General features: G+C 61.3%; 15 protein-coding genes, 14 tRNA genes, 4 pseudogenes and 1 riboswitch. Of the genes and pseudogenes, 18 read left to right on the forward strand and 15 right to left on the reverse strand.

From position 1 onward, the window contains the following. Positions 1 to 18: 18 nt before the first annotated feature. A complete protein-coding gene (locus tag ACF2JD_RS15220; protein ID WP_440987727.1) occupies positions 19 to 1,029 on the reverse strand; it encodes an alpha/beta fold hydrolase in 1,011 nt (336 codons plus the stop codon). 168 nt (positions 1,030 to 1,197) lie between these two features. Between ACF2JD_RS15220 and ACF2JD_RS15225 the strand changes: the two genes are divergently transcribed. Further along, positions 1,198 to 1,437 carry a hypothetical protein gene (locus ACF2JD_RS15225; protein ID WP_440987728.1) on the forward strand — a complete coding sequence of 80 codons (240 nt, stop codon included), beginning with the start codon at positions 1,198 to 1,200 and terminating at the stop codon, positions 1,435 to 1,437. 17 nt (positions 1,438 to 1,454) lie between these two features. Here the strand turns inward: ACF2JD_RS15225 and ACF2JD_RS15230 are convergent. Together ACF2JD_RS15230 and ACF2JD_RS15235 are read right to left on the reverse strand one after the other, a co-directional pair. Next, positions 1,455 to 1,530: transfer RNA gene (locus ACF2JD_RS15230), tRNA-Asn, on the reverse strand. Positions 1,531 to 1,535: 5 nt separating this feature from the next. Next, positions 1,536 to 1,611, reverse strand: a tRNA-Phe gene (locus tag ACF2JD_RS15235). A gap of 408 nt (positions 1,612 to 2,019) precedes the next feature. On the opposite strand from ACF2JD_RS15235, the pseudogene rraB reads away from it, so the two are divergent. Next, positions 2,020 to 2,348 (forward strand): annotated as a pseudogene (rraB, locus tag ACF2JD_RS15240) (ribonuclease E inhibitor RraB). Here rraB and ACF2JD_RS22675 read toward each other — a convergent pair. The 3 genes and pseudogenes from ACF2JD_RS22675 to ACF2JD_RS22685 all read right to left on the reverse strand — a co-directional run. After that, positions 2,333 to 3,358: a putative bifunctional diguanylate cyclase/phosphodiesterase gene (locus tag ACF2JD_RS22675; RefSeq protein ID WP_456305341.1), complete on the reverse strand. Its 1,026-nt coding sequence runs from the start codon at positions 3,356 to 3,358 to the stop codon at positions 2,333 to 2,335. The pseudogene rraB and the gene ACF2JD_RS22675 sit on opposite strands and share 16 nt — an antisense overlap. Next, positions 3,358 to 4,032: a diguanylate cyclase domain-containing protein gene (locus ACF2JD_RS22680; protein WP_456305342.1), complete on the reverse strand. Its 675-nt coding sequence runs from the start codon at positions 4,030 to 4,032 to the stop codon at positions 3,358 to 3,360. The genes ACF2JD_RS22675 and ACF2JD_RS22680 overlap by 1 nt, the downstream gene beginning before the upstream one ends. Before the next feature lie 276 nt (positions 4,033 to 4,308). Then, a pseudogene (locus tag ACF2JD_RS22685) lies at positions 4,309 to 4,461 on the reverse strand (hypothetical protein); the annotation flags it as partial. Positions 4,462 to 4,560: 99 nt separating this feature from the next. On the opposite strand from ACF2JD_RS22685, the gene ACF2JD_RS15250 reads away from it, so the two are divergent. After that, positions 4,561 to 5,055 (forward strand): hypothetical protein, encoded by a 495-nt coding sequence (locus tag ACF2JD_RS15250; RefSeq protein ID WP_440987729.1) that lies wholly within the window; start codon positions 4,561 to 4,563, stop codon positions 5,053 to 5,055. A 249-nt stretch (positions 5,056 to 5,304) separates the two neighbouring features. Here ACF2JD_RS15250 and ACF2JD_RS15255 read toward each other — a convergent pair. The 5 genes and pseudogenes from ACF2JD_RS15255 to rsgA form a co-directional block, all read right to left on the reverse strand. Then, positions 5,305 to 5,722: pseudogene (locus ACF2JD_RS15255) on the reverse strand (hypothetical protein). A gap of 2 nt (positions 5,723 to 5,724) precedes the next feature. Continuing rightward, positions 5,725 to 5,988, reverse strand: coding sequence for a DUF2960 domain-containing protein (locus tag ACF2JD_RS15260; protein ID WP_025325938.1), 264 nt, complete (start codon positions 5,986 to 5,988; stop codon positions 5,725 to 5,727). Beyond that, positions 5,978 to 6,250 (reverse strand): VF530 family protein, encoded by a 273-nt coding sequence (locus ACF2JD_RS15265; RefSeq protein ID WP_262108387.1) that lies wholly within the window; start codon positions 6,248 to 6,250, stop codon positions 5,978 to 5,980. Before ACF2JD_RS15265 ends, ACF2JD_RS15260 begins: the two co-directional genes overlap by 11 nt. After that, a complete protein-coding gene (asd, locus tag ACF2JD_RS15270) occupies positions 6,247 to 7,119 on the reverse strand; it encodes an archaetidylserine decarboxylase (RefSeq protein ID WP_106888021.1) in 873 nt (290 codons plus the stop codon). Before asd ends, ACF2JD_RS15265 begins: the two co-directional genes overlap by 4 nt. Positions 7,120 to 7,161: 42 nt before the next feature. Then, the gene (gene rsgA, locus ACF2JD_RS15275) at positions 7,162 to 8,196 is read right to left on the reverse strand and encodes a small ribosomal subunit biogenesis GTPase RsgA (RefSeq protein ID WP_210428253.1); all 1,035 of its coding nucleotides are present in this window, start codon (positions 8,194 to 8,196) and stop codon (positions 7,162 to 7,164) included. 91 nt (positions 8,197 to 8,287) lie between these two features. Between rsgA and orn the strand changes: the two genes are divergently transcribed. The 8 genes from orn to ACF2JD_RS15315 all read left to right on the forward strand — a co-directional run bounded on the left by orn (position 8,288) and on the right by ACF2JD_RS15315 (position 9,721). Beyond that, positions 8,288 to 8,833 (forward strand): oligoribonuclease, encoded by a 546-nt coding sequence (orn, locus tag ACF2JD_RS15280; protein WP_111912002.1) that lies wholly within the window; start codon positions 8,288 to 8,290, stop codon positions 8,831 to 8,833. Positions 8,834 to 9,010: 177 nt separating this feature from the next. Further along, positions 9,011 to 9,086: transfer RNA gene (locus tag ACF2JD_RS15285), tRNA-Gly, on the forward strand. A gap of 36 nt (positions 9,087 to 9,122) precedes the next feature. Beyond that, a tRNA-Gly gene (locus tag ACF2JD_RS15290) sits at positions 9,123 to 9,198 on the forward strand. A gap of 29 nt (positions 9,199 to 9,227) precedes the next feature. Then, positions 9,228 to 9,303 (forward strand) — tRNA-Gly (locus ACF2JD_RS15295). Positions 9,304 to 9,330: 27 nt separating this feature from the next. Further along, positions 9,331 to 9,406, forward strand: a tRNA-Gly gene (locus tag ACF2JD_RS15300). A 24-nt stretch (positions 9,407 to 9,430) separates the two neighbouring features. Further along, positions 9,431 to 9,506 (forward strand) — tRNA-Gly (locus ACF2JD_RS15305). Positions 9,507 to 9,544: 38 nt separating this feature from the next. Continuing rightward, positions 9,545 to 9,620 (forward strand) — tRNA-Gly (locus ACF2JD_RS15310). A 25-nt stretch (positions 9,621 to 9,645) separates the two neighbouring features. Beyond that, positions 9,646 to 9,721 (forward strand) — tRNA-Gly (locus tag ACF2JD_RS15315). Positions 9,722 to 10,090: 369 nt separating this feature from the next. Here the strand turns inward: ACF2JD_RS15315 and ACF2JD_RS15320 are convergent. The 3 genes from ACF2JD_RS15320 to ACF2JD_RS15330 all read right to left on the reverse strand — a co-directional run bounded on the left by ACF2JD_RS15320 (position 10,091) and on the right by ACF2JD_RS15330 (position 13,442). After that, entirely contained in the window at positions 10,091 to 10,300 is a 210-nt protein-coding gene (locus tag ACF2JD_RS15320; protein ID WP_005327092.1) for a cold-shock protein, read from the reverse strand. Positions 10,301 to 10,571: 271 nt separating this feature from the next. After that, a complete protein-coding gene (locus tag ACF2JD_RS15325) occupies positions 10,572 to 11,240 on the reverse strand; it encodes a LysM-like peptidoglycan-binding domain-containing protein (RefSeq protein WP_440987730.1) in 669 nt (222 codons plus the stop codon). 99 nt (positions 11,241 to 11,339) lie between these two features. Next, positions 11,340 to 13,442, reverse strand: a complete 2,103-nt coding sequence (locus ACF2JD_RS15330; protein WP_440987731.1) for a methyl-accepting chemotaxis protein — start codon at positions 13,440 to 13,442, stop codon at positions 11,340 to 11,342. 251 nt (positions 13,443 to 13,693) lie between these two features. Here ACF2JD_RS15330 and gltX point away from each other — a divergent pair, with 251 nt between their 5' ends. The 6 genes from gltX (at position 13,694) to ACF2JD_RS15360 (ending at position 15,982) form a co-directional block, all read left to right on the forward strand. Next, on the forward strand, positions 13,694 to 15,109 hold the full coding sequence (gltX, locus tag ACF2JD_RS15335) for a glutamate--tRNA ligase (RefSeq protein WP_234677164.1): 1,416 nt from the start codon (positions 13,694 to 13,696) through the stop codon (positions 15,107 to 15,109). A 294-nt stretch (positions 15,110 to 15,403) separates the two neighbouring features. After that, positions 15,404 to 15,479, forward strand: a tRNA-Ala gene (locus ACF2JD_RS15340). Positions 15,480 to 15,507: 28 nt separating this feature from the next. Beyond that, positions 15,508 to 15,583 (forward strand) — tRNA-Ala (locus tag ACF2JD_RS15345). Between the two features lie 66 nt (positions 15,584 to 15,649). Continuing rightward, a tRNA-Ala gene (locus tag ACF2JD_RS15350) sits at positions 15,650 to 15,725 on the forward strand. 65 nt (positions 15,726 to 15,790) lie between these two features. Continuing rightward, positions 15,791 to 15,866, forward strand: a tRNA-Ala gene (locus tag ACF2JD_RS15355). Between the two features lie 40 nt (positions 15,867 to 15,906). Further along, positions 15,907 to 15,982 (forward strand) — tRNA-Ala (locus ACF2JD_RS15360). 94 nt (positions 15,983 to 16,076) lie between these two features. Here the strand turns inward: ACF2JD_RS15360 and ACF2JD_RS15365 are convergent. After that, positions 16,077 to 18,229: pseudogene (locus ACF2JD_RS15365) on the reverse strand (ExeM/NucH family extracellular endonuclease). 296 nt (positions 18,230 to 18,525) lie between these two features. After that, a riboswitch (cyclic di-GMP riboswitch) is annotated at positions 18,526 to 18,609 on the forward strand. Positions 18,610 to 18,722: 113 nt separating this feature from the next. Here ACF2JD_RS15365 and ACF2JD_RS15370 point away from each other — a divergent pair. Then, positions 18,723 to 21,761, forward strand: coding sequence for a glycosyl hydrolase family 18 protein (locus tag ACF2JD_RS15370; RefSeq protein WP_440987732.1), 3,039 nt, complete (start codon positions 18,723 to 18,725; stop codon positions 21,759 to 21,761). The last annotated feature ends 168 nt before the right edge of the window (positions 21,762 to 21,929 follow it).

Raw genomic sequence — 21,929 nt, forward strand, 5'->3', positions numbered from 1 at the left:
GCAGATGGGCCGCCTCTTTCAGGGCTGCAACTCGCGGAACTGCTCGAACATCCAGGGGTAAACCATCTCGCCGGTGAAGGCGAAATCCTTGCCGGGCGCCCAGTTCAGCGCCGGAAACTCCCCTCTGACCCGCTCGGCCGCCCAGCGGGTGGCCTCCCCTTCGGCGTAGATGGCCTCGTGCAGGATGGCGAACACCGGGTTGGTGTTGAACGGTTGCATGGCCTGCACCTTGTAGAGGAAGGCGGGGTTGAGCTTCTCGCCGATGAAGGCATCCTCCAGCAGGTAGTAGAGCTCCTCGAAGGCGCCGCTGGCGCCGAGATCCAGCCCCTGCTGCTGCAACTGCTCCACCGTCAGGCGCTGGCCGTTGGGCAGGCGCACATCGTGGCGGTGCAGGTGGGTCGCCAGCCGGTTGGCGATGGCTTGGGCATGGGGGAAGCGGGCGAAGAAGGCGCGGTTCTTGTCCGCCACCCTCTGGTAGGTGGCGCGGTAGACCTCGTCTGCGCTGCGACCTATGGGGGCCACGCCGCCGGTGAGGTAGACCTCGTGCAGGCTGTCCGGGAACAGGGAGAGATAGGTGAGGCTGCAAAAGCCGCCGAAGCTCTGGCCCAGCAGGCTCCAGCGATGCTTGGGCTGAGCTCCTGCCGGATGAACTCGGCATCTTGCACTATGCTGTCGGCGCGAAAATGGCCGAGATACTCCGCCTGCTCGGGGGGTCATCTTGGCCAGCGCATCGGCGCTGATGGGGCTCGACATCCCGGTGCCACGCTGATCCAGCAGCAACACTCTGAACTCCTGCAACGCCCGCTTGAGCCAGCCACTGTTGGCGGTCGGGCGCGGAGCGCCAAAGCCCGGCCCCCCTTGCAAAAAGAGCAGCCAGGGCAGCTTGTCATCGAGTTTGTCTTTGCGACAGAGGGTGCGGGCAAACAGGGTGATGCTGTCACCATCCGGATCATCATGATCGAGGGGAACGGTAAAAAAGTGCGGCTCGCAATGGATGCCGTCCAGTACATAGCGCAAGGGGCTGTTCATCTGGGGTCTCCGTCAGGATGGGAACATCTCTCACCCCATCATAACCTTGGCCAGCCACGGGTCACTCCGGTTTTCCAAATTGTTAACAAGGGTTTAAACACCAACATGGGGCCTGACAAGCTGCGGTTCGCGCTGCTGAATTAATTGTTTTGCGGAGAGATTGACGCCATGCGCCATTCAACAAAGATGGCTCGCCTGCACAGGAGTGCAGGTATTCAGGCCATAAAATGGATAAGGGAATGTGATGAAGCCGAAGTGGATCAGGGTTCAGAAAGAGAGAAAAGAAGACCATGCCCAGGCAGCATGTTGCAAACCGGAATGCTGCTGTTCAGCGCCACCTGCGGCGCGACGCCTGTTTTTGGCGGCCTGCAACGGCGGCTGACAATGAAAAAAAGCCCGCTCGATTGAGCGGGCTTTTTCGAATTTGGCTCCTCCTACTGGACTTGAACCAGTGACATACGGATTAACAGTCCGCCGTTCTACCGACTGAACTAAGGAGGAATTATTGGTGCCCAGAGACGGAATCGAACCGCCGACACGGGGATTTTCAATCCCCTGCTCTACCGACTGAGCTATCTGGGCAACGGCGCGCATTAAACCCTTTCCTGCGCAGGGTAAGTGTCAACCAGATGGCACGATAAATCCCGAAGCCCACCCCGTTGGGATCGTCGCTGGTGGTGCGTTCGCTCAACAACTGAACGCCAAGCGCCATTTATTCACCAAAGCCTTATCATTTCACCGCCTTAGCTGGTTCTGAACACCCTGCTGTCTGAATCTCAGGTTCCCCAAAGAGCCTGCAATGTATTTTGTTTCAGCCGTATCTGTGGTCGCGCCTGTCAAAGACGGGTTATTGCCACCTGCGGACAGCCATTTATCGGGCAAGGCAGTTATCTTTGCCGCATTGATGATATCCGCCTGGCGGCGAGGCAACAGCGTGCCTGCCAGCAGGGGCTGACATATCCAATACCGCCTGGGGTTTATATGATCAATATGCAAGAGTGGCCGAGAGACCGAGATCGTCAACGAACTGCTGGCCGATGGCAGCAACCCGACGCGGATTACGACATTGAGCACCACTTCGCCTGCCAGGATTTCGACCGTCTGGAAAAAGCGGCGGTTGACCTGTTCAAGGCCGGTTTTGAAGTGACGATGCCGAAGAGATGGAGCTGGATGACGGCGCCACCATCTTCTGCTTCGATGCCACCATCGAGTGCAAGCTGAATGTCGAAGCCATCGTGGCCGATATCGCCAAGATGCTGCCCATCCTCGAAAAATACGGGGTGGATTACGATGGTTGGGGCACCTACTTCCAGGAGTAAGGACATACCGCTGCCTGTGCCATCGACCAAACAACAAGGCCACCTCGGTGGCCTTGTTTTTGCTGCGAGTCACGCCAGATAACTGGCTGCGAACTCCGGGGTGGCAGGGGCGGCTGAACAGGTAGCCCTGCAGCCGATCGCAACCCGCCTCGGTCAGCCACTGCTGCTGCTCCTGGCGTCTCCACCCCTTCGGCGGTGATCCGGATGCCGAGCTCGTGGCCCAGCCCGATGACGGAACGCACGATGGCGGTGGTCGCCTGGTTGCTGGCCAGCCCCTGGGTGAAGCTGCGATCCAGCTTGAGGGTCGCCACCTGCAGCCGCGGCAGATAGGCCAGCGAGCAGTAGCCGGTACCGAAGTCATCGATGGCCAGCTGAAAACCCGCGGCGATCAGGTTGTCGAGGTTGGTCTCAATCTCGTCGGCATTCTCCATCAGCACCCCTTCGGTGATCTCCAGCTCCAGCTGACTGGCCTTGAGACCATGGCGCTCGATGCAGGCGAAGACCCGCGGGCAGAGCGCCGGATCGCGAAACTGCAGCGGCGAGAGGTTGATGGAGAGCACCAGATCCGGGGCCGCCACCTGCCAGCGGGCCAGCTGGGCACAACCCAGCTCCAGCATCAGCTGGCCGAGCTGGCCGATGAGGCCCAGCTCTTCCGCCAGGGGGATGAACTCGTCGGGGGAGATCATGCCGAACTCCGGATGAGGCCAGCGGCAGAGCAGCTCGGCCCCGTGTAGCCGGTTGCTGTGGGTGCAGATGATGGGCTGGTAGACGGCTGTCAGCTCGGCCGACTTGATGGCCAGCGGCAGCTGGGCGGCGATGAGCTGACGGCGCTTGAGCTTGGCGTCCAGCTCGGGGTCGAACAGGGTGCAGTGCTGCTGCTGGCGCTTGCCCTGGGCCAGCGCGGCTTCAGCGTGGCTCAGCAGGCGCTCGGCCTCCTTGGCCTTGCCGTGGGCTATGCCGAGGAACACCGGGATCTGGATCCGGTGCTCTTCCACCTGATAGTGCTCCATCAACTGCTGCTGCAGATGCTGGCTCCACCCCTTGCAAGGGGTTCATTCAAGTCGGGCAGCAGCAGGCTGAAATCATCGGCGGCGACCCGGCACAAGCAGGGACGCGGCGGAACCAACTGCTGCAACCGCTTGGCCACCTGGCTGAGCAGGCGATCGGCAATCCGGATCCCGAAGCGATCGTTGATCTCGCGAAAATGGTGCAGATCGACCAGCACCAGGCTGGCCTTGCGGGCCCCGAGATGGCGGCTGGTCTGCAGGAAGTGGGAGAGCTTGAGCAGCCCGGTCAGGCTGTCGTAGTGCTGCTCCTGCTGCAACTGGGCCTGGGTGGTGCGCAAGCCGGTGATGTCACGGCCCAGCGTCAGGACCCCGAGGGAGTTGCCATCACCATCCGGCACATCGACCCGGGTGATCTCCATGTGTCGCCCCTGCCCGCTGGCATCCAGCAGACAACACTCGCCATTACCCATGGGCTGCGGGGCAGGCGGGGAACGGCACTGCTGACCCAGCACCTCATCGGCCCCCTGACCCATGAAGTCGAGGAAGGCCTGATTGCACTCCAGCAACACGCCGTTGTGATCATCGAAACGGATCAGATCAGGGATGGCATCGAGCAGGCGGCGCTGCAGCAGCTGCTGCTGTTTGAAGGTCTGCTCCAGGCTCCTTGCGCTGGGCAATCTCGTTGACCATGCCAAACAGGGCGCATAGGGCCTCTCCCTGCTCGTCATAGAGCGGCACCTTGTGGATCTCCATCCAGCAGGCGCCGCCCGCCGTTGCAGTGCAAGCTGCTGATGCAGCAGGGGTTTGCCTCCGGCCAGCAGGCTCATCCTCACTCGCGAAAGACATCGCCCCAGGGCATATCGGCGTCCGTCTTGCCGACCACCTCGGCAGAGGTTGCTCCATTTGGCTTCACGCACAAAAGCACGATTGGCGAACAGGTAGCGCCCATGGCTATCCCGACAGAAGATACTCATGGGCAATTGGTCGATGATCTGCTGCAGCAGATCCGGGGTGAGCATGTTGGTCACAGGGGCGCTTATGGAGGAATTTCGAGCAAATCTATGATAGCAAACCAATTTTGTAAAGCACCCCGATAACCTCCCCATAACATCCGAACGCTGGATGCTTGCTGACAGTCTGTGTCGCTCCGGCCATAATAGCCGCCGGTTGGCCAATGGCCTGGTGATATGGACGAGAGAGACAAGATGAAAAAGATAATGGGGAGCGCGCTGGCGCTGTTGATGGTGGGTTGTGCCAGTGACAACAATGGTGGCGAGCAGTACCGCTATACCCCGCCGGTTGCCAAGGCGACCAACAACACCCAGGAGATGGCAATTCCGGTGGATCTGGTGTGGGCCCGCGCCGAGAAGTGGTTTGGCGATCACGGCCTGAACATCGAAAACAGCCAGCGTGGCTCAGGTCTGATGACCGCCAACGTCGAAAACGCGGCCGAGGGGCTGGAGTGGCTGGATTGCGGCACCATGGGTTCCAAGGTCGCGCTGGGCAACCCCAATCTGCAGATCAACCTGATCATCACCCAGAGCGGCAACAACAGCGTGGCGACCGTCAACGTCAAGGGCAACACCCAGCTCTACTTCGTCGAGTCCTCCGGCGAGCGTGTGCTGGCTCCCTCTATCACGCCGGTCTGCGTCTCCCGCGGCAGCCTGGAGCAGAGTCTGTTCGCCACCCTCGGCAACTGATTCGCCTCCCCCTGGGGTCTTTGCTTGCAGCGGGGTGTTTGCTGTTTTGGGCGGTGGGGCCGCGACTCGCTGGCGAGCAGTGGGATGCAGAGCGGGTATATGCCGCCGTCAGCGCATTTCCGGTTCTGACACCCGGCTGTGTTCGCCACCGGGCAGCAGCCATTCGCCCAAACAAAACGCCCCCGGCAGGGAAACCGCCGAGGGAACGTTCTGGGAGCGTACTGGCAGCGGTTGACTCACTGCTGGCGACTAGAGGGCGCTGTCACCGTGAAAGAGCAGATACCCTCAAGGGCTTGCTCGCCGGATTTGAGCACATAACCCTTCCAGATAAAGAGGGTGTAGCCGCTACCCTGCCACGACCAGTTGCCCTCGGGGTCGCACCTTGACGGGTCAGCAGGTGCTGCTCGCCGCTTGGCAGGGTCAGCTCGGCCTTGCTCTGATCTGCGTTGAACAGCACGAAGGCGCTGCCGGTCTCGGTGGCCTCGAGGGATTGCAGCCGCACCGCCTGCTCGAACAGGCGTACGCACTGGCCGAGCAGAGGGGACCACTGGTAACCGGCGCTGGCACGGCAGCCGTGGGCATCCTGATCGTTGCCGACCAGCTGGGGAGGCTGGGTGCTGCAGGCCGCCAGCAGCAGGGAGGCGGCCATCAGAGTCAGGGTTCGCATGCTTACTCCTGCTTGTCTTCGAGAGTGTCCCGTTCGATGACGACGTTGGAGAAGCCCAGCTCCTTGAAGTAGTTCTCCCTGTAGTCCTTCACGCTCTTCTTGTCGCGGCGGCACACCTGGGCCAGCTGGGCCTCCATGGCGTGGAAGCTGGAGAGATCCAGCCCCTCGGCCGCGGCAATGGCGTCATAGATGCTGTTGAACTTGTCGTTGGCGTAGCCTATCTCTTTGGCCTGCTTCTTGTAGGTGTAGGTAATCTTAAACGCCACTGGGGTCTTCCTTCTGTTTGGCCTGTTTGCGCTGAACATAGAGATAGAGACTCTCTACCTTCTCTCGCGCCCAGGGGGTCTTGCGCAGGAACTTGAGGCTCGACTTGACGCTGGGATCATCGGTGAAGCAGCGGATGTTGATCTGCTGCCCCAGGGCTTCCCAGCCGTAGTGCTCGACCAGGGCGGTGACAATCGCCTCCAGGGTCAGTCCGTGCAGCGGGTTGTTTTTCTGCGAGGCGCCTGGCTTGGACTGGTCACTCATGCCTGATCCGCCAGCTTGGCAAAGGGCTGACCCATGCGGGTGGTGACGCCGTTGGCCAGATGGGGTTCGAAACCGGCCAGCATGCCGGGGCCAAACAGGCAGACGACTGTGCTGCCGAGCTTGAACAGACCCATTTCGGCGCCTTTTTGCAAGGTGATGGCCTCGTCGCCGGTGTAATCCCAGCGCACCACTTCCTTCTGCTTGGTCGGCGCTATGTTGCCGGCCCAGATGGTTTCGATGCTGGCGACGATAGTGGCGCCAACCAGCACCAGCGCCATGGGGCCGTGGGGGGTGCGGAAGGTGGCGACCACCCGCTCGTTGCGGGCGAACAGGTTGGGTACGTTTTCGGCGGTGAGCGGGTTGACGGAGAAGAGATCCCCCGGCACGAACACCATGCTCTCCAGCACGCCGTCCAGGGGCATGTGGATGCGATGGTAATCCTTGGGCGCCAGATAGATGGTGGCAAAGTCGCCATCCTTGAACGGCGCCACCAGATCCTCGAAGCCACCCAGCAGCTCGCGGGCGCTGTAGTCGTGGCCCTTGGCCTGGATGATGCGGCCCTGATGGATGGGACCGAGTTGGCTGACGGTGCCGTCCACCGGCAGGGCCAGGGTCATGGCATCCTCGACCAGCGGACGGATCCCCGGCTTGAGCTCGCGGGTGAAGAAGGCGTTGAAGCTCGCATAGTGGGCCGGATCTTCGTGCAGCGCTTCGCTCATGTCGACGCCGTACTGCTTGATAAAGGCCTCGATCACCCGGGTAGTGAGGTTGCCAGCCTCGGCGGCGGCAAGCTTGCCGACCAGGCGGGAGAGGGCGTGTTTGGGCAGGCAGTATTGACCGGCAATTTTCAGGTTGTCAGTGATGCTCATGATCTTCATCTGCTCTTTCTAAAAAGAGGGAGGTTGATTGGGTCACAGCCGGGCTTGTTGCCGACCGTGGCGGGCTTCCTGCATGGTTTCCAGGATGCGGTGATAGTTGTGGAAGCGGTCAGGGCTGATGGCGCCACTGCTGACCGCCGCCCGCAGGGCGCAGCCGGGATCGTCCTTGTGGGTGCAGTCGCGGAACTTGCAACTGCCGAGGTAGTCGCGAAACTCCACGAAACACCAGGTGATGCGATCGGCTTCCAGGTGCCAGAGGGCGAACTCGCGGATCCCGGGGGAGTCGATGAGATCGCCGCCGCTCGGGAAGTGATAGAGCCGCGCCGTGGTGGTGGTATGGGTGCCCAGCCCCGAGTTTTCGGAGATCTCGCCGGTGAGCACGCCAAGCCCCGGCATCAAAGCGTTGGTCAGGGACGACTTGCCCACCCCGGACTGGCCGACGAAGATGCTGATCTTGTCGGTCAGTGCGGCCTTGAGCTGGTCGAGCCCCTCGCCGCTCTCGCAGCTCACCAGGATCACCGGGTAGCCGAGCTTGCGGTAGGCGGCGAGCTGGCCCTCGACCCGGATGCGGGCCGCCTCGTCCAGCATGTCGACCTTGTTCAGCACTATGAGGGGGGCGATTTCCACATCCTCGGCGGCCACCAGATAGCGGTCGACAATGTTGGTGGAGAACTCGGGCATCACCGCCGAGACGATGACTATCTGGTCTATGTTGGCGGCGATGGGTTTGACCCCGTCGTAGAAGTCCGGCCGGGTCAATACGGAGTGACGGGGATGCACCGCCTCGATGACCCCGGCGGTCGCGGCATTGAGGCCGGGACGCCAGACCACCTTGTCACCGCACACCAGACTGTTGATGCTGCTGCGACGCAGGTTGCTGCGGTGTATGGTGCCGTCGACGGCTTCCACGTCCGCGTGCTGGCCGAAGCGGCTGATCACCACCCCTTCGATGGCCGGGCCGAACAGGGTGTCATCCACGACTGTGGTGTGATCTTTTTGCAGCCGCCGCTCGCGGTTGGCCTGAACGCGCCTCTGTTGACCCAGATTGAGTTTTGCTTTCTTTGCCACTCGATTCGCCAGTTTATGAACAGATCCAAAGCCAGTATGATACATGCAAATTGGCAAAATTCCGCCATTCCTCCCAATAGAGAGAGCAATCATGACAGTCAGCGCGCAGAACCTGGTATGGATCGACATGGAGATGACGGGTCTCGACCCCGAAGAGAACGTGGTTCTGGAGATTGCCACCATCATCACCGACAAGGATCTGAACGTGCTGGCACAAGGGCCCGTCATCGCCATTCATCAGAGCGATGAAGAGCTGGCCAAGATGGACGACTGGAACGTCAACACCCACACCAAGAGCGGACTGGTCGCCCGGGTCAAGGCGAGCGAGCACGACGAAGCCCGCGCCGTGGCCGAGACCCTCGACTTCATTCGCCAGTGGGTGCCGGAGCGCACCAGCCCCCTGTGCGGCAACAGCATAGGCCAGGATCGCCGCTTCATGGTCAAGCACATGGGCGAGCTGGAAGCCTTCTTCCACTACCGCAACGTCGACGTCAGCACCATCAAGGAGCTGGTGCGCCGCTGGCAGCCGGAGCTGCTGGATCAGTTCACCAAGAGCGGTTCCCATCAGGCGCTGGACGACATCCGCGAGTCCATCGCCGAACTGCAGTTCTACCGCAGCCACGTCTTCAAAATCTGAGTCCCCAGCAAGGGGTTGCCGTCGCTCGGTTGCTAAAATCGGCAGTTCGGCCAGCTTTTGAGCGAACGGCTGCACAGTGACAAAAAAGCCCTTGCAATTGGAATGACTGCTCTTATAATTCGGCTCCCGTACAGTAGCGCAAGCAACCAAATGCTGTACGGCCGTTTTAAGGCAGTTGCGGGAATAGCTCAGTTGGTAGAGCACGACCTTGCCAAGGTCGGGGTCGCGAGTTCGAGTCTCGTTTCCCGCTCCAAAATCTGATGATGACACTGGTTCAATCCAGCCCGATGCGGGAATAGCTCAGTTGGTAGAGCACGACCTTGCCAAGGTCGGGGTCGCGAGTTCGAGTCTCGTTTCCCGCTCCAATCATCAGCACAGCCTCAAGACACATGTTGCGGGAATAGCTCAGTTGGTAGAGCACGACCTTGCCAAGGTCGGGGTCGCGAGTTCGAGTCTCGTTTCCCGCTCCAATAATTAGTGTAAGTGATTATTCCGATGCGGGAATAGCTCAGTTGGTAGAGCACGACCTTGCCAAGGTCGGGGTCGCGAGTTCGAGTCTCGTTTCCCGCTCCAATCACTTGCAGAAGACATCCTGTTGCGGGAATAGCTCAGTTGGTAGAGCACGACCTTGCCAAGGTCGGGGTCGCGAGTTCGAGTCTCGTTTCCCGCTCCAATACGTATTAGCAAGTGACTGCAGATGATTATTCCGATGCGGGAATAGCTCAGTTGGTAGAGCACGACCTTGCCAAGGTCGGGGTCGCGAGTTCGAGTCTCGTTTCCCGCTCCAAATCACTTGCAGAAGACATCCTGTTGCGGGAATAGCTCAGTTGGTAGAGCACGACCTTGCCAAGGTCGGGGTCGCGAGTTCGAGTCTCGTTTCCCGCTCCAATCTCTCCTCAAATCATAATCCTCTTTGAATTGCCCATCACATCGCATCCGCGATGCCAAGGCTGGGGTCGTAGTTCGGCGTTTCCCGCTCCAATTTCTCTTCGAAGTAGGTCCATGTCTTTAATCCTTTTCTTATCCACCTTCCGTGCATGCGTTTGTGTTCCTGCTTTGCTGTTTGCCAAGTTCGCTTAGCCTGAGGACGCTGTGGTCCGGGGTACCCAGTGGCATGGCCTGATGGATTGACAAGGGAGGGATGGCGGGCAAGCGCGGTTGTCACTGCGGGGCAAGCGGGTTGTGGCGGGGCGTGGTAAATGGCAGACAAAAAAATAGGAGGGGCCTTGGCTCCTCCTGCGAGTTCACGGATGCGGCTTAGAGCAGAGTCACGTTCTCAGCCTGCGGGCCTTTCTTGCCCTGGGTCACGGTGAACTGGACTTTTTGACCTTCAGCCAGGGTCTTGAAACCAGTGCTCTGGATGGAGGAGAAGTGAACGAAAACGTCCGGTCCCTGGGATTGCTCGATGAAGCCAAAACCCTTGGTTTCGTTGAACCATTTTACTTGGCCGGTGCGAATGTCAGACATGTGGTAAGTCCTATCTATAACAAAATGAAACTAACGCCTTGTTGGGCAGCATTTGCCTAGAATGCAGGGGCCTACCCATGACTGACTACGTCGATGTGTTCCAGTGGCATGCAGTACAATCCCTGTCTAAAGCACAACCGATTGTACTGGAGCCCGATCCCTTGTCAATTTGGCACTTTTCATTTTTTGAGCGAGCTAAAAGTATTGGGAAGTCAGCGGCTTGTTTCATGCTTCTGGTCAAAAAAACGGGAGGCCATGGCCTCCCGTTTCATCACTCCTTGAGGGCGAACCCTTCGCCCTGTCGGTCGTAGCGGTAGTTTGCCTGACCGAAGGAGCGGATCTCGACCCGCTGGATGCGGCGGCTTGTGTCCACCAGGATGAACACCGACTTGCCCGATTGCAGCCGGGTCAGCGGCCTGTCCGGCCCCTCGATGGCGATCAGGCGGCTCAGCTCGGCCCCGGGCAGTTCAAACTTGCGCCAGATGGAGTAGAGGGTCTCGCCAGCCTGCACCTCGTGCTGCAGCCAGGTGCCATCGACTCTCTCCTCGACAGGTTTGGCCGCGACCGGCGCACTGCTTGCGGCCCCGTTGCCCACGGTCAGCGCCTGGGTCGGCACGGCCAGCGGCACGGCGAGCGAACCGGAAGGCGCCGCCTTGGGGGCGGCGGGGGCAGGTTCCCAGGCCAGCAGCAACAGCCAGAGAGGCACCAGCACCAGCAGGCCTATGGTGTGCTTGCGCGGCAGCGGACTAGCCAGCTTGAATGAAGCCGCCTTCGACTCCTTGTTACGCTGACCAAGGCCGCCCAATCCCTGGCCAAGACGTTGACGCAGGGGCAGGGTAGCGGCATTGATACGATGGAGCAGGGTTCCTTGTGATTCGTCTTGGCGACGCTGCTGGGCTCGTCTGTTATGGCCACGTGGGCGACGGTCCGGGGTGGGCACGGCATTTACCTCTCACTACATTGCCTGCCATCAGGCAAATATAGTGCCTATGGTAAACGGACTCGCCCCCGAGGGGGAGAGCCCTGAGCATGAAAATTATCAGCTGAGACGAAATTGCCCCAGCAACTGCTGCAAACGCTCGGCCGCCTGGCGCAAGGCCTGGCTGGCTTTCGCCGTATTGGTGGCATCCTGTGCGATGTCGTTGGCCAGTGCGTTGGTTTTTGACAGGTTGCCTGAGACTGTCTCGGAAACCGAGCTCTGCTCCTCGGCGGCGGAGGCTATCTGATAGGTCATGTCGTTGATGGTGGCGATGGCCTGGAAGATGCTGTCCAGCGCCGCCTCCGCCAGATCGGCCTCGCCCACCGCCTGATGGGTCAGCTGCTGGCTCTGCTGGATGGCGTTGACCGCATTGGCCGAGCTGTGGCGGATCTTCTCGATCAGCTCCTGGGTATTCTGCACCGCCTGCTGGGTGTTGCCCGCCAGCTTGCGCACCTCGTCGGCCACCACCGCAAAGCCGCGCCCCTGCTCGCCGGCCCGGGCCGCCTCGATGGCGGCGTTCAGCGCCAGCAGGTTGGTCTGATCGGCGATGCCCTGAATGACGGTGAGTATGCTGGTGATCTGCTCGCTGTCGTGGGCCAGCCCTTCTACCACCTCGGCACCCTTGCCCGCCTCGGCCGCCACCTTGTGCATGGACTGGATCACCTGCTGGAAGCGCACCTTGCCCTGATCCGCCGCGCCCTGCGCCTGCTTGGCCGAGTCGGCGGTGTTGTTGGCGTGGGTCGCCACCTCCTGACTGACATAGGACATCTCCTGCACCGCGGTCAGCATCTGCTCCATCTCCGCTTGGTGATGCTGCAGGTTGCTGTCGGTCTGGCCGGCGATACGGTCGGTATCCCCGGCGTGGCGATGGACCTCGCTCGCGGTTTTCTGCACGTCCCCGAGCAGCACCTGCAACTTGTCGATGAAGCGGTTGATGCCGCGGGCCAGTGCCCCCAGCTCGTCCTGGGCTCGGGTGTTCAGGCGCTTGGTGAGATCCCCCTCGCCATCGGCGATGTCATCCACCAGGCTGACCATCTGGCGGATGGGGCCCGTGATGCTGCGTGCTATCGCCAGCATGGTGGCCAGGGCCAGCACCAGTACGATGAGGGCACCGATGAGCTGCTGGGTCATGGCGGCCCGGTTCATCTCGGTGAGCTGGCTCTCCAGCTCGTCGGCGCCCGCCAGCACCACCTGATAGGGCAGGGTGACTATGATGGCCCAGTTGCGGGCCATGCCCGGCACCGCGATGGGCACAGAGATGCGAAACGCCTCGTCGAGCTCCTGGCGTTGCAGCTCGGGTTTGAGGTATTGCTGCCAGCCGTCGCCCAGCAGCTTGTCGGCGCGGCTGCCGAGCAGGCTGGCATCGCCACTGGTGCCTGTGATGACGCCGGCGGCGCTGACGATAAGTGTCTCTCCCTTGCCGTCATAGATGTTGCTGTTGAGGGACTGGGCCTGGCGGCTGATGGAGTCCACCGCCAGATCCAGGGCCGCGACGCCCTTGAACTGGCCGCCCACCAGTATGGGGGTGGTGATGGTGCTCACCAGCACCTGCTGGCCGTTGATGTCCACCTTGAAGGGATCGATGAGGCAGGAGCGCCCCTCCCGTTTCGGGCAGGCGTAGTAGTCGTTGGCCGGATTGCCAAATTCATCCGCGTCGCTCTTCTCGATGGAGAGCAGCAGATCCGAGCCAATGTTCTCCTTGTCGCGATAGAAGTAGGGGACGAAACGCCCCTTGTCATCGCTGCCAAGGGCGCTCTGGCCTGCGAAGGCGCTGTCCTGGCCATCGAAGCCGTTCGGCTCGAAGCCCGCGAAGGCACCATAGAGTTGCGGCTCCAGGCCGAGCTGCGCCTTGAGCAGGTCCGTGGCCTGCTGGCGATCCAGCGGCAGCTTGCCCTCCTGCTGCAGGGCGAAGACGCTGGCCATCTGCTGGGTATAGGAGAGCCCCTTTTGCAGCAACTGGGTGATGGTGGCGGCCTCGGCGCGGGCGTTGGCACTCACCTTCTGCCACGCCTCCTGCTGCAGGGCCGCGCGACTGGAACTGATGGTCAGTTGCTGGGTCTGCTTGCTCGAGTATTGGTTGAGCAGGATCAGGATGACCAGGGCCGTGGTCATGGCGACCCCCGCCAGTACCAGGATGCGATTCTGGATAGAGCGAAACTGCATCTCGTGTTCCTTGTGAGTAGAAAGTTGTATGAATTATCGGCATGGCGGGAGATTCCTCCAGCAATGTTGATCAGCAAAGCTGAAAATGAGGGGAGGTTTTGCGATCCCTCTCAAAGAACGGCGCCCCGGCCGAATCAAGACCTGTTTAGGCCCCGGCTATTGCATGGTTTTCCCATCCGTGATTCTGAGTGCTAAAATGCGACGGTTTTTTCTAACGCATTGGCCCAAGGCCCTCTACACAAGGCTTAAAGATGAAAGTCAAAACCCGTTTTGCTCCCAGCCCGACCGGCTTTTTGCATGTCGGCGGTGCCCGTACCGCACTCTATTCCTGGTTGTTCGCAAAGAGCCAGGGCGGCGAGTTCGTGCTGCGTATCGAGGATACCGATCTGGAACGTTCCACTCAGGAGGCGATCGACGCCATCATTGAGGGCATGGAATGGCTGGAGCTGAACTGGGATGAGGGCCCCTACTACCAGACCAAGCGCTTCGATCGCTACAACGGCATCATCGACGAGATGCTGGCCGATGGCCGGGCCTACAAGTGCTTCTGCTCCAAGGAGCGCCTGGAGGCGCTGCGCGAAGGCCAGATGGCGAGCGGCGAGAAGCCTCGCTATGACGGCAAGTGCCGGGATGCCGCCCACGATCACCCGGCCGATGCGCCCCACGTGATCCGCTTCCGCAACCCCACCGAAGGCTCAGTGGTGTTCGATGACCACGTCCGTGGCCGCATCGAGTTCGCCAACACCGAGCTCGACGATCTCATCATTCGCCGCACCGACGGCGCGCCGACCTACAACTTCTGCGTAGTGGTCGATGACTGGGACATGGAGATCACCCACGTGGTGCGTGGCGAAGACCACATCAACAACACCCCGCGCCAGATCAACATCTACAAGGCACTGAACGCGCCGGTACCGGAGTTTGCCCACGTCTCCATGATCCTGGGTGACGACGGCGCCAAGCTCTCCAAGCGCCACGGTGCAGTCTCCGTGATGCAGTACCGCGACGACGGCTACCTGCCGGAAGCCCTGCTGAACTATCTGGTGCGTCTGGGCTGGTCCCACGGCGATCAGGAGATCTTCACCCTGGACGAGATGATCAAGCTGTTCAGCCTGGATGCCATCTCCAAGTCTGCCTCCGCCTTCAACACCGACAAGCTGTTGTGGCTGAACAACCACTACATGCGCAGCCTGGATCCGGCCTATGTTGCCAAGCACCTGGAGTGGCACATGGCCGCCCAGAACATCGACACCAGCAAGGGCCCGGCGTTGCCTGCGGTGGTCACCCTGCTGGCAGAGCGCTGCAACACCCTGGTAGAGATGGCCGCCCAGAGCCGCTATCTGTTCGAAGATTTTGAGGCCATCGACGAAGCCGCTGCCAAGAAGCACCTGCGCGGCGTCGCTGCCGAGCCGCTGACTCTGGCCAAGGCCAAGCTGGCGGCGCTGGAGACCTGGACCACCGAAGCGCTGCACGAGCTGATTGAAGCCACCGCCGCCGAGCTGGGTCAGGGCATGGGCAAGGTCGGCATGCCGCTGCGCGTCGCCGTCACCGGTCTGGGCCAATCTCCTGCCATAGACGCCGTGATGGCGCTGGTGGGCAAGGAGCGGGTGCTCGCTCGCATCGATCGCGCCCTGGCCTATATCGAAGCGCGCATGGCCGCCGAATAAGCGCCAGTCGCTGACAACAAAGGGCTCCCTGATGACCGCGCCCTGGCGTACATCGCAGCGCGCATGGCCGCCTTCCACTGACAATAATGACGGGGGCCCTTTGCATTTTGGCCTCAAGCGGATTTGCGACGTAAAACAGCGACATAGCGACGCTGTTGGCGGTAAAAACAGCTAACTGCCTGAATTTTGACTAAACGCTCCAACCGGCGAAAATTTTGGGTTGACAGCAAAGCGGGTGATGCCTATCATGCGCCTCCGTTGCCAGAGATAACTTTGGTAGCGCCGAGGTGAGTTGGGGTTATAGCTCAGCTGGGAGAGCGCTTGCATGGCATGCAAGAGGTCCGCGGTTCGATCCCGCGTAGCTCCACCAAATTCTCCTCGAACAATCTGGAATCCAAGGGGTTATAGCTCAGCTGGGAGAGCGCTTGCATGGCATGCAAGAGGTCCGCGGTTCGATCCCGCGTAGCTCCACCAGGTTCCTGATTGTAGAAGTGCAGTACCCAGGGCAGTGCGGTGTGTATCACCCAGGCCGACCTTTGTGGGGTTATAGCTCAGCTGGGAGAGCGCTTGCATGGCATGCAAGAGGTCCGCGGTTCGATCCCGCGTAGCTCCACCAATATTTGAATACCAGAGTTAGGGCAACCGGCCGCCAGAACCCGTTGTCTAATGAAGAAAGAATTTGGGGTTATAGCTCAGCTGGGAGAGCGCTTGCATGGCATGCAAGAGGTCCGCGGTTCGATCCCGCGTAGCTCCACCAAATTCAGAGTGAAGGTCTTGACCTTGATTCGCCACAACTTGGGGTTATAGCTCAGCTGGGAGAGCGCTTGCATGGCATGCAAGAGGTCCGCGGTTCGATCCCGCGTAGCTCCACCAAATTCTTGTTACAAGAAGCAAAAGGCCACCGTTATCGCGGTGGCCTTTTTGTTTGTTCAGGCATTTGTTTTTTTCATGACTACTGCCCCTTCATTTACAAATCAAATGGCCAGAATGAAAAAGCCCGCATCGCTGCGGGCTTTGCTTGATGGCGACCACCACCGCCCTTGCTCTGCTCGTTGAGCTTGAGGTCGACGATGATGGGGTCGTGGTCCGAGGCGCTGAACGGATTGTCCGACTTGATCAGCTCGCCGGTGAAGGCGCTGCCATATTCGAACAGGTTGCTCTCGAAGGAGTTGATGTGCCAGTCGGCTACCGCCACCACCTTGCTCGCCAGCGCCGGGTTGGCGAGGGCGTAATCCAGGGTGCCGAGCTCGGCCTCGTAGCTGTAGGAGATGGCCTTCTCCTGATTGAACTTGACGTTGAGATCCACCAGGCCGTAGCTGCGAGTCACTTCGCGACCGAGCTGTTCATAGAGCTGGTCGCCGATAAAGGTGTGGGAGGCGGAGACGATCTTGCGCTCGCTGGTGGCCGGGTTGTAGTCGGTCAGCACCCGGATCGCATCTTCCTTGGCGTAGGAGTTGAAGTCGCCCACCAGCAGCACCTGACCGGGCAGCTTGCTCACCGCCTCGCCCAGCACCTTGGCGGCGCTGACCCGGAACTCGGTGCACTTGCCCTGCAGATCGGCCGGCTCCTTGCCGTCCAGGTTCTCGAGGCAGCCTGAACCCTTGGACTTCAGGTGGTTGACCACCAGGGTCAGCGGATCCTTGCTGCCTCCAACGGTGAAGGTCTGCACCAGGGAGTCACGCTGGAGGCCTGTCTTGGCTCGACCCCTTTGGCATCCAGGTATTTCTGCACCGGCAGTTTGATGACGCTGGCATCCCCGCTTGCGGTGCCAGCTTGGCCGGCCGGTAGATCATGGCCACCATGATGGCGTCGCCACCGAAGTAGTGCTCGCCCTGCAGCAGCGCCTTGACCGGCAGGGTGACATAGGCGTACTGCTTGCCCGCCTCTTCTGCTGTTCGTTGAGGGCCTGTACCAGGTCGCTGATGGCGGAGTGGCTGTCAAAGCCGTTGTTCTCCATCTCCATCAGGCCGAGGAGGTCTGCGTCCATCTCTGTGATGGCGTTGACTATCTTGGTGCGCTGCAGCTGGAACTCCTCCAGGCTCTTGGCGCCGCGGTTGCAGCCCTTGGCGCTGTCCGCATCCGCCTGATCCGCACAGAGCACGTTGAGGGCGCCCCCCACGCTGGAGTGGCTGGTGAAGTAGTTGAGCACGTTGAAACTGCCGATGCGCAGGTCGGTGCCATTGGCGCGGGCCGGGGCGCCCTGGCGGTCGTTCTCGTCGGTGCGCAGCAGATCCCCCGCCGTGATGCGCTGATCCTTGGGCACTATCAGCCGGTACTCGTCAAAGCTGTAACCCACCAGGGCTTCCAGATTGACCGGGGCATCGCCGATGCGCAGGTAACCCTGCTCCGGCTCCCAGGCCGGCAGCCAGGGCAGCTTGCCGTTGGCGGCCTTGAAGTCCGACTCGAGGAAGACGCGGTTGCCCGCATTGGCCTCGGCCAGGGTGTTTGCCTCCTGACTGCCAGCCACATGGAGCTGGGTCGGCTTCATCAGTGGGGCGCCGTGGGAGAGCACCAGGTTGTTGCGCTTGGCGGCGTAGTCGTAGCTGAAGTTGCGGCTTACCTTGAGGGCGCTCTCCCCATCAAGGCGCACCCGCATCCCCTCGTGACGCTCCAGGGCCCGGGCCAGGGTTTCCCCCTCCAGCACCCGCAGCGCCGTGGCGGTCGGGGCGTCGCCCTGGGCCAGCACCGTCAGGCGCGGGGCGCTGCCGTCAAACAGGGGCTTGAGCTGGGTGTGGCCATGATACTCCTCGACCTTGGCCTCCAGACAGATCAGGGCACCCGGCTGTATGTCCGGGTACTTGCTGGCGAACTGCTTGTCGCTCAGGTAGACGAAGATGCCGTCCGAGCTCTGGGGATTGCCGTCCCCTTGCAGATCCTGCAGATAGAAGCCCTTGTTCAGAGACTCTCGCCGAGGGCGGAGACCACCGCCTTGACCGAGACAGTCCCGGGGCTTTCGAACTGATGGTCCGGGACGAGGGGGCTCTTGTCGCCGCTGCCCTGGATGGCGGGGATGGGGGTGAGGGCGCTGTCGGCCGGGCAACTGAAGCCAGCGGCATGGAGAGACGGGGACGCGAGGGCGAGCCCCACGGCCAGGGACAGCAGGGTAGGTCTTCCTTTCATGGGTATTCCTTTTTTATTTTTTTGCCAGTGTTTCCATAGCCTTGGCGCTCTGGCCAAGGGCGCGCATTGTCACATTTCTGGCAGCTCTGACCAGTGAGGCAGCGCACATTATGGGGAGACAAAAGAGGCTGAGTCCGTTTTTTTGACGTGGCTAACAGATTGATATTAATGATTTAATAGTTATTTGGCCGATTGAGGGGGGATGTGAGCTGGCCGGCATTCACATATTTTCCTTAGAGAATAAAGATTGAGCGGTCGCCACTTGCTTTCTATACTCGAGCCGTTCCTCACGGAACCCAGGTTAAGGGCAAACCGGCAGTGATGCCGGGACGCAAAGCCTCCGATCTGTCCCAAGCGGGCCAGACAGCGGGGTTACCCGGGGTGACATGAGGGTATGTGGCCCCGTCCAAGGCCTGTTGTCGTTCCCTGATCCCCTGTTGCGATTGCGCTTTTCCCGGTGTTGAAGCCAAGACAAAACAAGGATGATAACAAGATGCAACAGACCCTCAGGCCCAGCAGGCTCGCCATGCTGGTTGCCCTTGCGGCCATGCCCGCCTGGGCGCACGCCGCCTATCCCGCCTATCAGGCTGGCACCGCCTACAAAGCTGGCGATGTCGTCAGCAACGCAGGCGCCCTCTACGAATGCAAAGAATTCCCTTATTCCGGCTGGTGCGGGGCTTCCCCCTACCACTACGAGCCTGGTGTCGGCGCCGTCTGGGCCGATGCCTGGAAACTTCATGGCGGTGAGGTGCCGCCGCCTGCTCTGGTCGTTGCCATCGGCTCCCCCGCCGTGGGCAGCAGCGTCAGCGAAGGTGCCAGCGTCGCCCTGGCGGTGACCCTGAGCGGCCCGGTCACGGCGCTGGCCAAGGTGGAGTACCTGATCGACGGCACCCTGGTCGCCACGGCCACAGCCTCCCCCTGGAGTGCCAGCTGGTCTGCCGCCGGCGTGGGCAATCACGCCCTCAAGGCCCGGGCGCTGGATAAAGATGGCAAGCTGCTGAGTGAGGCTGATTCCAGCTTCAAGGTCGCCGCCGTGGTGGCGCCAGAGGCACCCAAGGCGAGCATCGCCAGCCCCACCGCTGGGGCCAAGGTGACCCTGGGCCGCGCCCTCACAGTGACTGGCAATGTGACCGACGCCAATGACGACGTCGCCAGGGTCGAGCTGTTCGTCGATGGCAAGAAGGTGGCTGAAGACAGCAGCGCCCCCTGGCAACTGAGCTGGACACCCCAGAGCAAGGGGCTGGCCGGTCTCAAGCTGGTGGCGACCGACAAGGAGAACCTCTCCGGCGAGTCGGCCCAGGTCGATGTCCAGGTGGAAGAGGCGGCCCTGCCCCCCACGGGTGGCAATCTCTCCTGCGACGTGCGCCAGATCTATCGCGCCGACGGCAGCGAGTGCATGGGGGATGACCATGGCCGCCGCGTCATCGGTTACTTCACCTCCTGGCGGACCGGCAAGAACGGGCTGCCCTCCTACCTGGTGGGCGACATCCCCTGGGACAAGATCACCCACATCAACTACGCCTTCGCGGCGGTGGACGAGCAGAGCCACCTCATCAAGGTGGATGACGCCGCCACCAAGCTGACCTGGGACGGGGTGCCGGGCGCCGAAATGGATCCCGAATTCGCCTATCAGGGTCACTTCAACCTGCTGTCGAAATACAAGAAGCAGTATCCGGACGTGAAGACCCTGATCTCCGTGGGTGGCTGGGCCGATACCCGCGGCTTCTACACCGCCACCACCAAGGGCGACTGCTCGGTCAATACCGCCGGCATCAACGCCTTTGCCAACTCGGCGGTGAGCTTCATCCGCCAGTACGGCTTCGACGGCGTGGATGTGGATTACGAGTACCCCACCTCCATGAAGGATGCGGGCAACCCCAACGACTTCCCGCTCTCCAACCAGTGCCGGGCCAAGCTGTTTGCGAACTACGAAGTGCTGATGAAGACACTGCGCGAGCGGCTCGACAGCGCCGGCACCGAGGACGGTCGCAAGTACATGCTGACCATAGCCTCGCCGGCCTCGGCCTACCTGTTGCGCGGCATGGAGAACTTCCAGGTCACCCAGTATCTGGATTACGTCAACCTGATGACCTATGACTTCCACGGCGCCTGGAACCACTTCGTCGGCCACAATGCCGCCCTGTTCGACAACAAGGCGGATCCCGAGCTGGCCCAGTGGGGTGTCTACAACCAGGCCCAGTTCGGTGCCATCGGCTACCTGAACTCCGCCTGGGCGGCCCACTACTTCCGTGGTGCCCTGGCGGCAGGCAAGATCAACATAGGGGTGCCTTACTACACCCGTGGTTGGCAAGGGGTGACAGGTGGTACCCATGGCCTGGGGGGCAAGGCGGCGCTGCCGAGCCAGAGCGCCTGTCAGCCGGGCACGGGGGGCAGCACAGTTCCCTGCGGCAATGGTGCGGTCGGCATCGACAACATCTGGCATGATCTCGACAAGAACGGCAAGGAGATAGGCGGTGGCGCCGTGCCCATGTGGCACGCCAAGAACCTGGAGCACGCGGCCAGCCTCGGCATCACCACACTGCCGAGCTATGGCACTGCCTGGGGTCTGGATCCCAACAACCCGGCCCACGTGATCCAGGGCCAGTACGTGCGTTACTACGATGACAAGGCCCATGCGCCCTGGCTCTGGAACGAAGAGAAGAAGGTGTTCCTCTCCACCGAAGATGAAGAGTCCATGGGTCACAAGCTCGACTACATAGTCAATCGGGGCCTGGGTGGCGTCATGTTCTGGGAGATGGCGGGGGACTACGACTTCGACGCTGCCAAGAACGAGTATGTCATGGGCAGCACCCTCACCAGCCTGGCTTACGACAAGTTCAGCAAGGCGAGCAAGGCCAGCCTGAAGCAGAACGATCTGCCGGCCCCGGCCGCTCAGCTCGACATAGGCGTCAGCCTCTCGGGCTTCAAGGAGGGGGATTCCAACTACCCGATCAACCCGACCCTCAAGCTCACCAACAAGTCGACCCAGACCATACCGGGCGGCACCCGCATCGAGTTCCTGATGCCCACTTCCACCTCTGACACCATCACGGATCAGAGCGGCATGGGGCTCAAGGTAGTGGAGAGCGGCGGCAACCAGAACTCCGACGGCATCGCCAATGAGAAGGACTTCCACAAGGTGGCCCTGACGTTGCCGGCCTGGAAGGCCTGGGCGCCGGGCACCGAGGTGGAAGTGGCCATGACCTACTACCTGCCGGCGGCGGGGGTGCCGAGCGGCATGCGCCTGATTGCCGGCAGCCAGACCATAGGCCTGAAGTCCGACTTCCCGGCCCTGGCCGAGGCGGTGCTGGGGGGCAGCAGTGGGGGTGATGGCGGCAGCGGTGGCACCAGCTGCACCAGCCAGAGCGTGGACCCGGCGGCCTATCCGGCCTATCCGAGCTGGCCTCGCGGGGATCACGCCAATGGCAACGATCGCATGACCAACGGCAAGGCAGTCTGGCAGGCCAACTGGTGGACCAGCAGCGAACCCAAGGCGGGCGACGGCAGCTGGAAGCTGGTATGCAGTTACTGATGACCTGTTGAAGGGGGGCAGCCCCGTTTCAACGCAATGACCCAATCCGGAGCCCAGGCTCCGGATTTTTTGCGCCTTATATAAGGAAGGCGTTTCGTGAAAGGGGGGAGGGGATCATAAAAAAGACCGCTCCGAAGAGCGGCCAATTGCCACCAGGCAAGCTGTGGG

It is taken from the genome of Aeromonas ichthyocola (assembly GCF_046087985.1).
Taxonomy (GTDB): Bacteria; Pseudomonadota; Gammaproteobacteria; order Enterobacterales; family Aeromonadaceae; genus Aeromonas; species Aeromonas rivipollensis.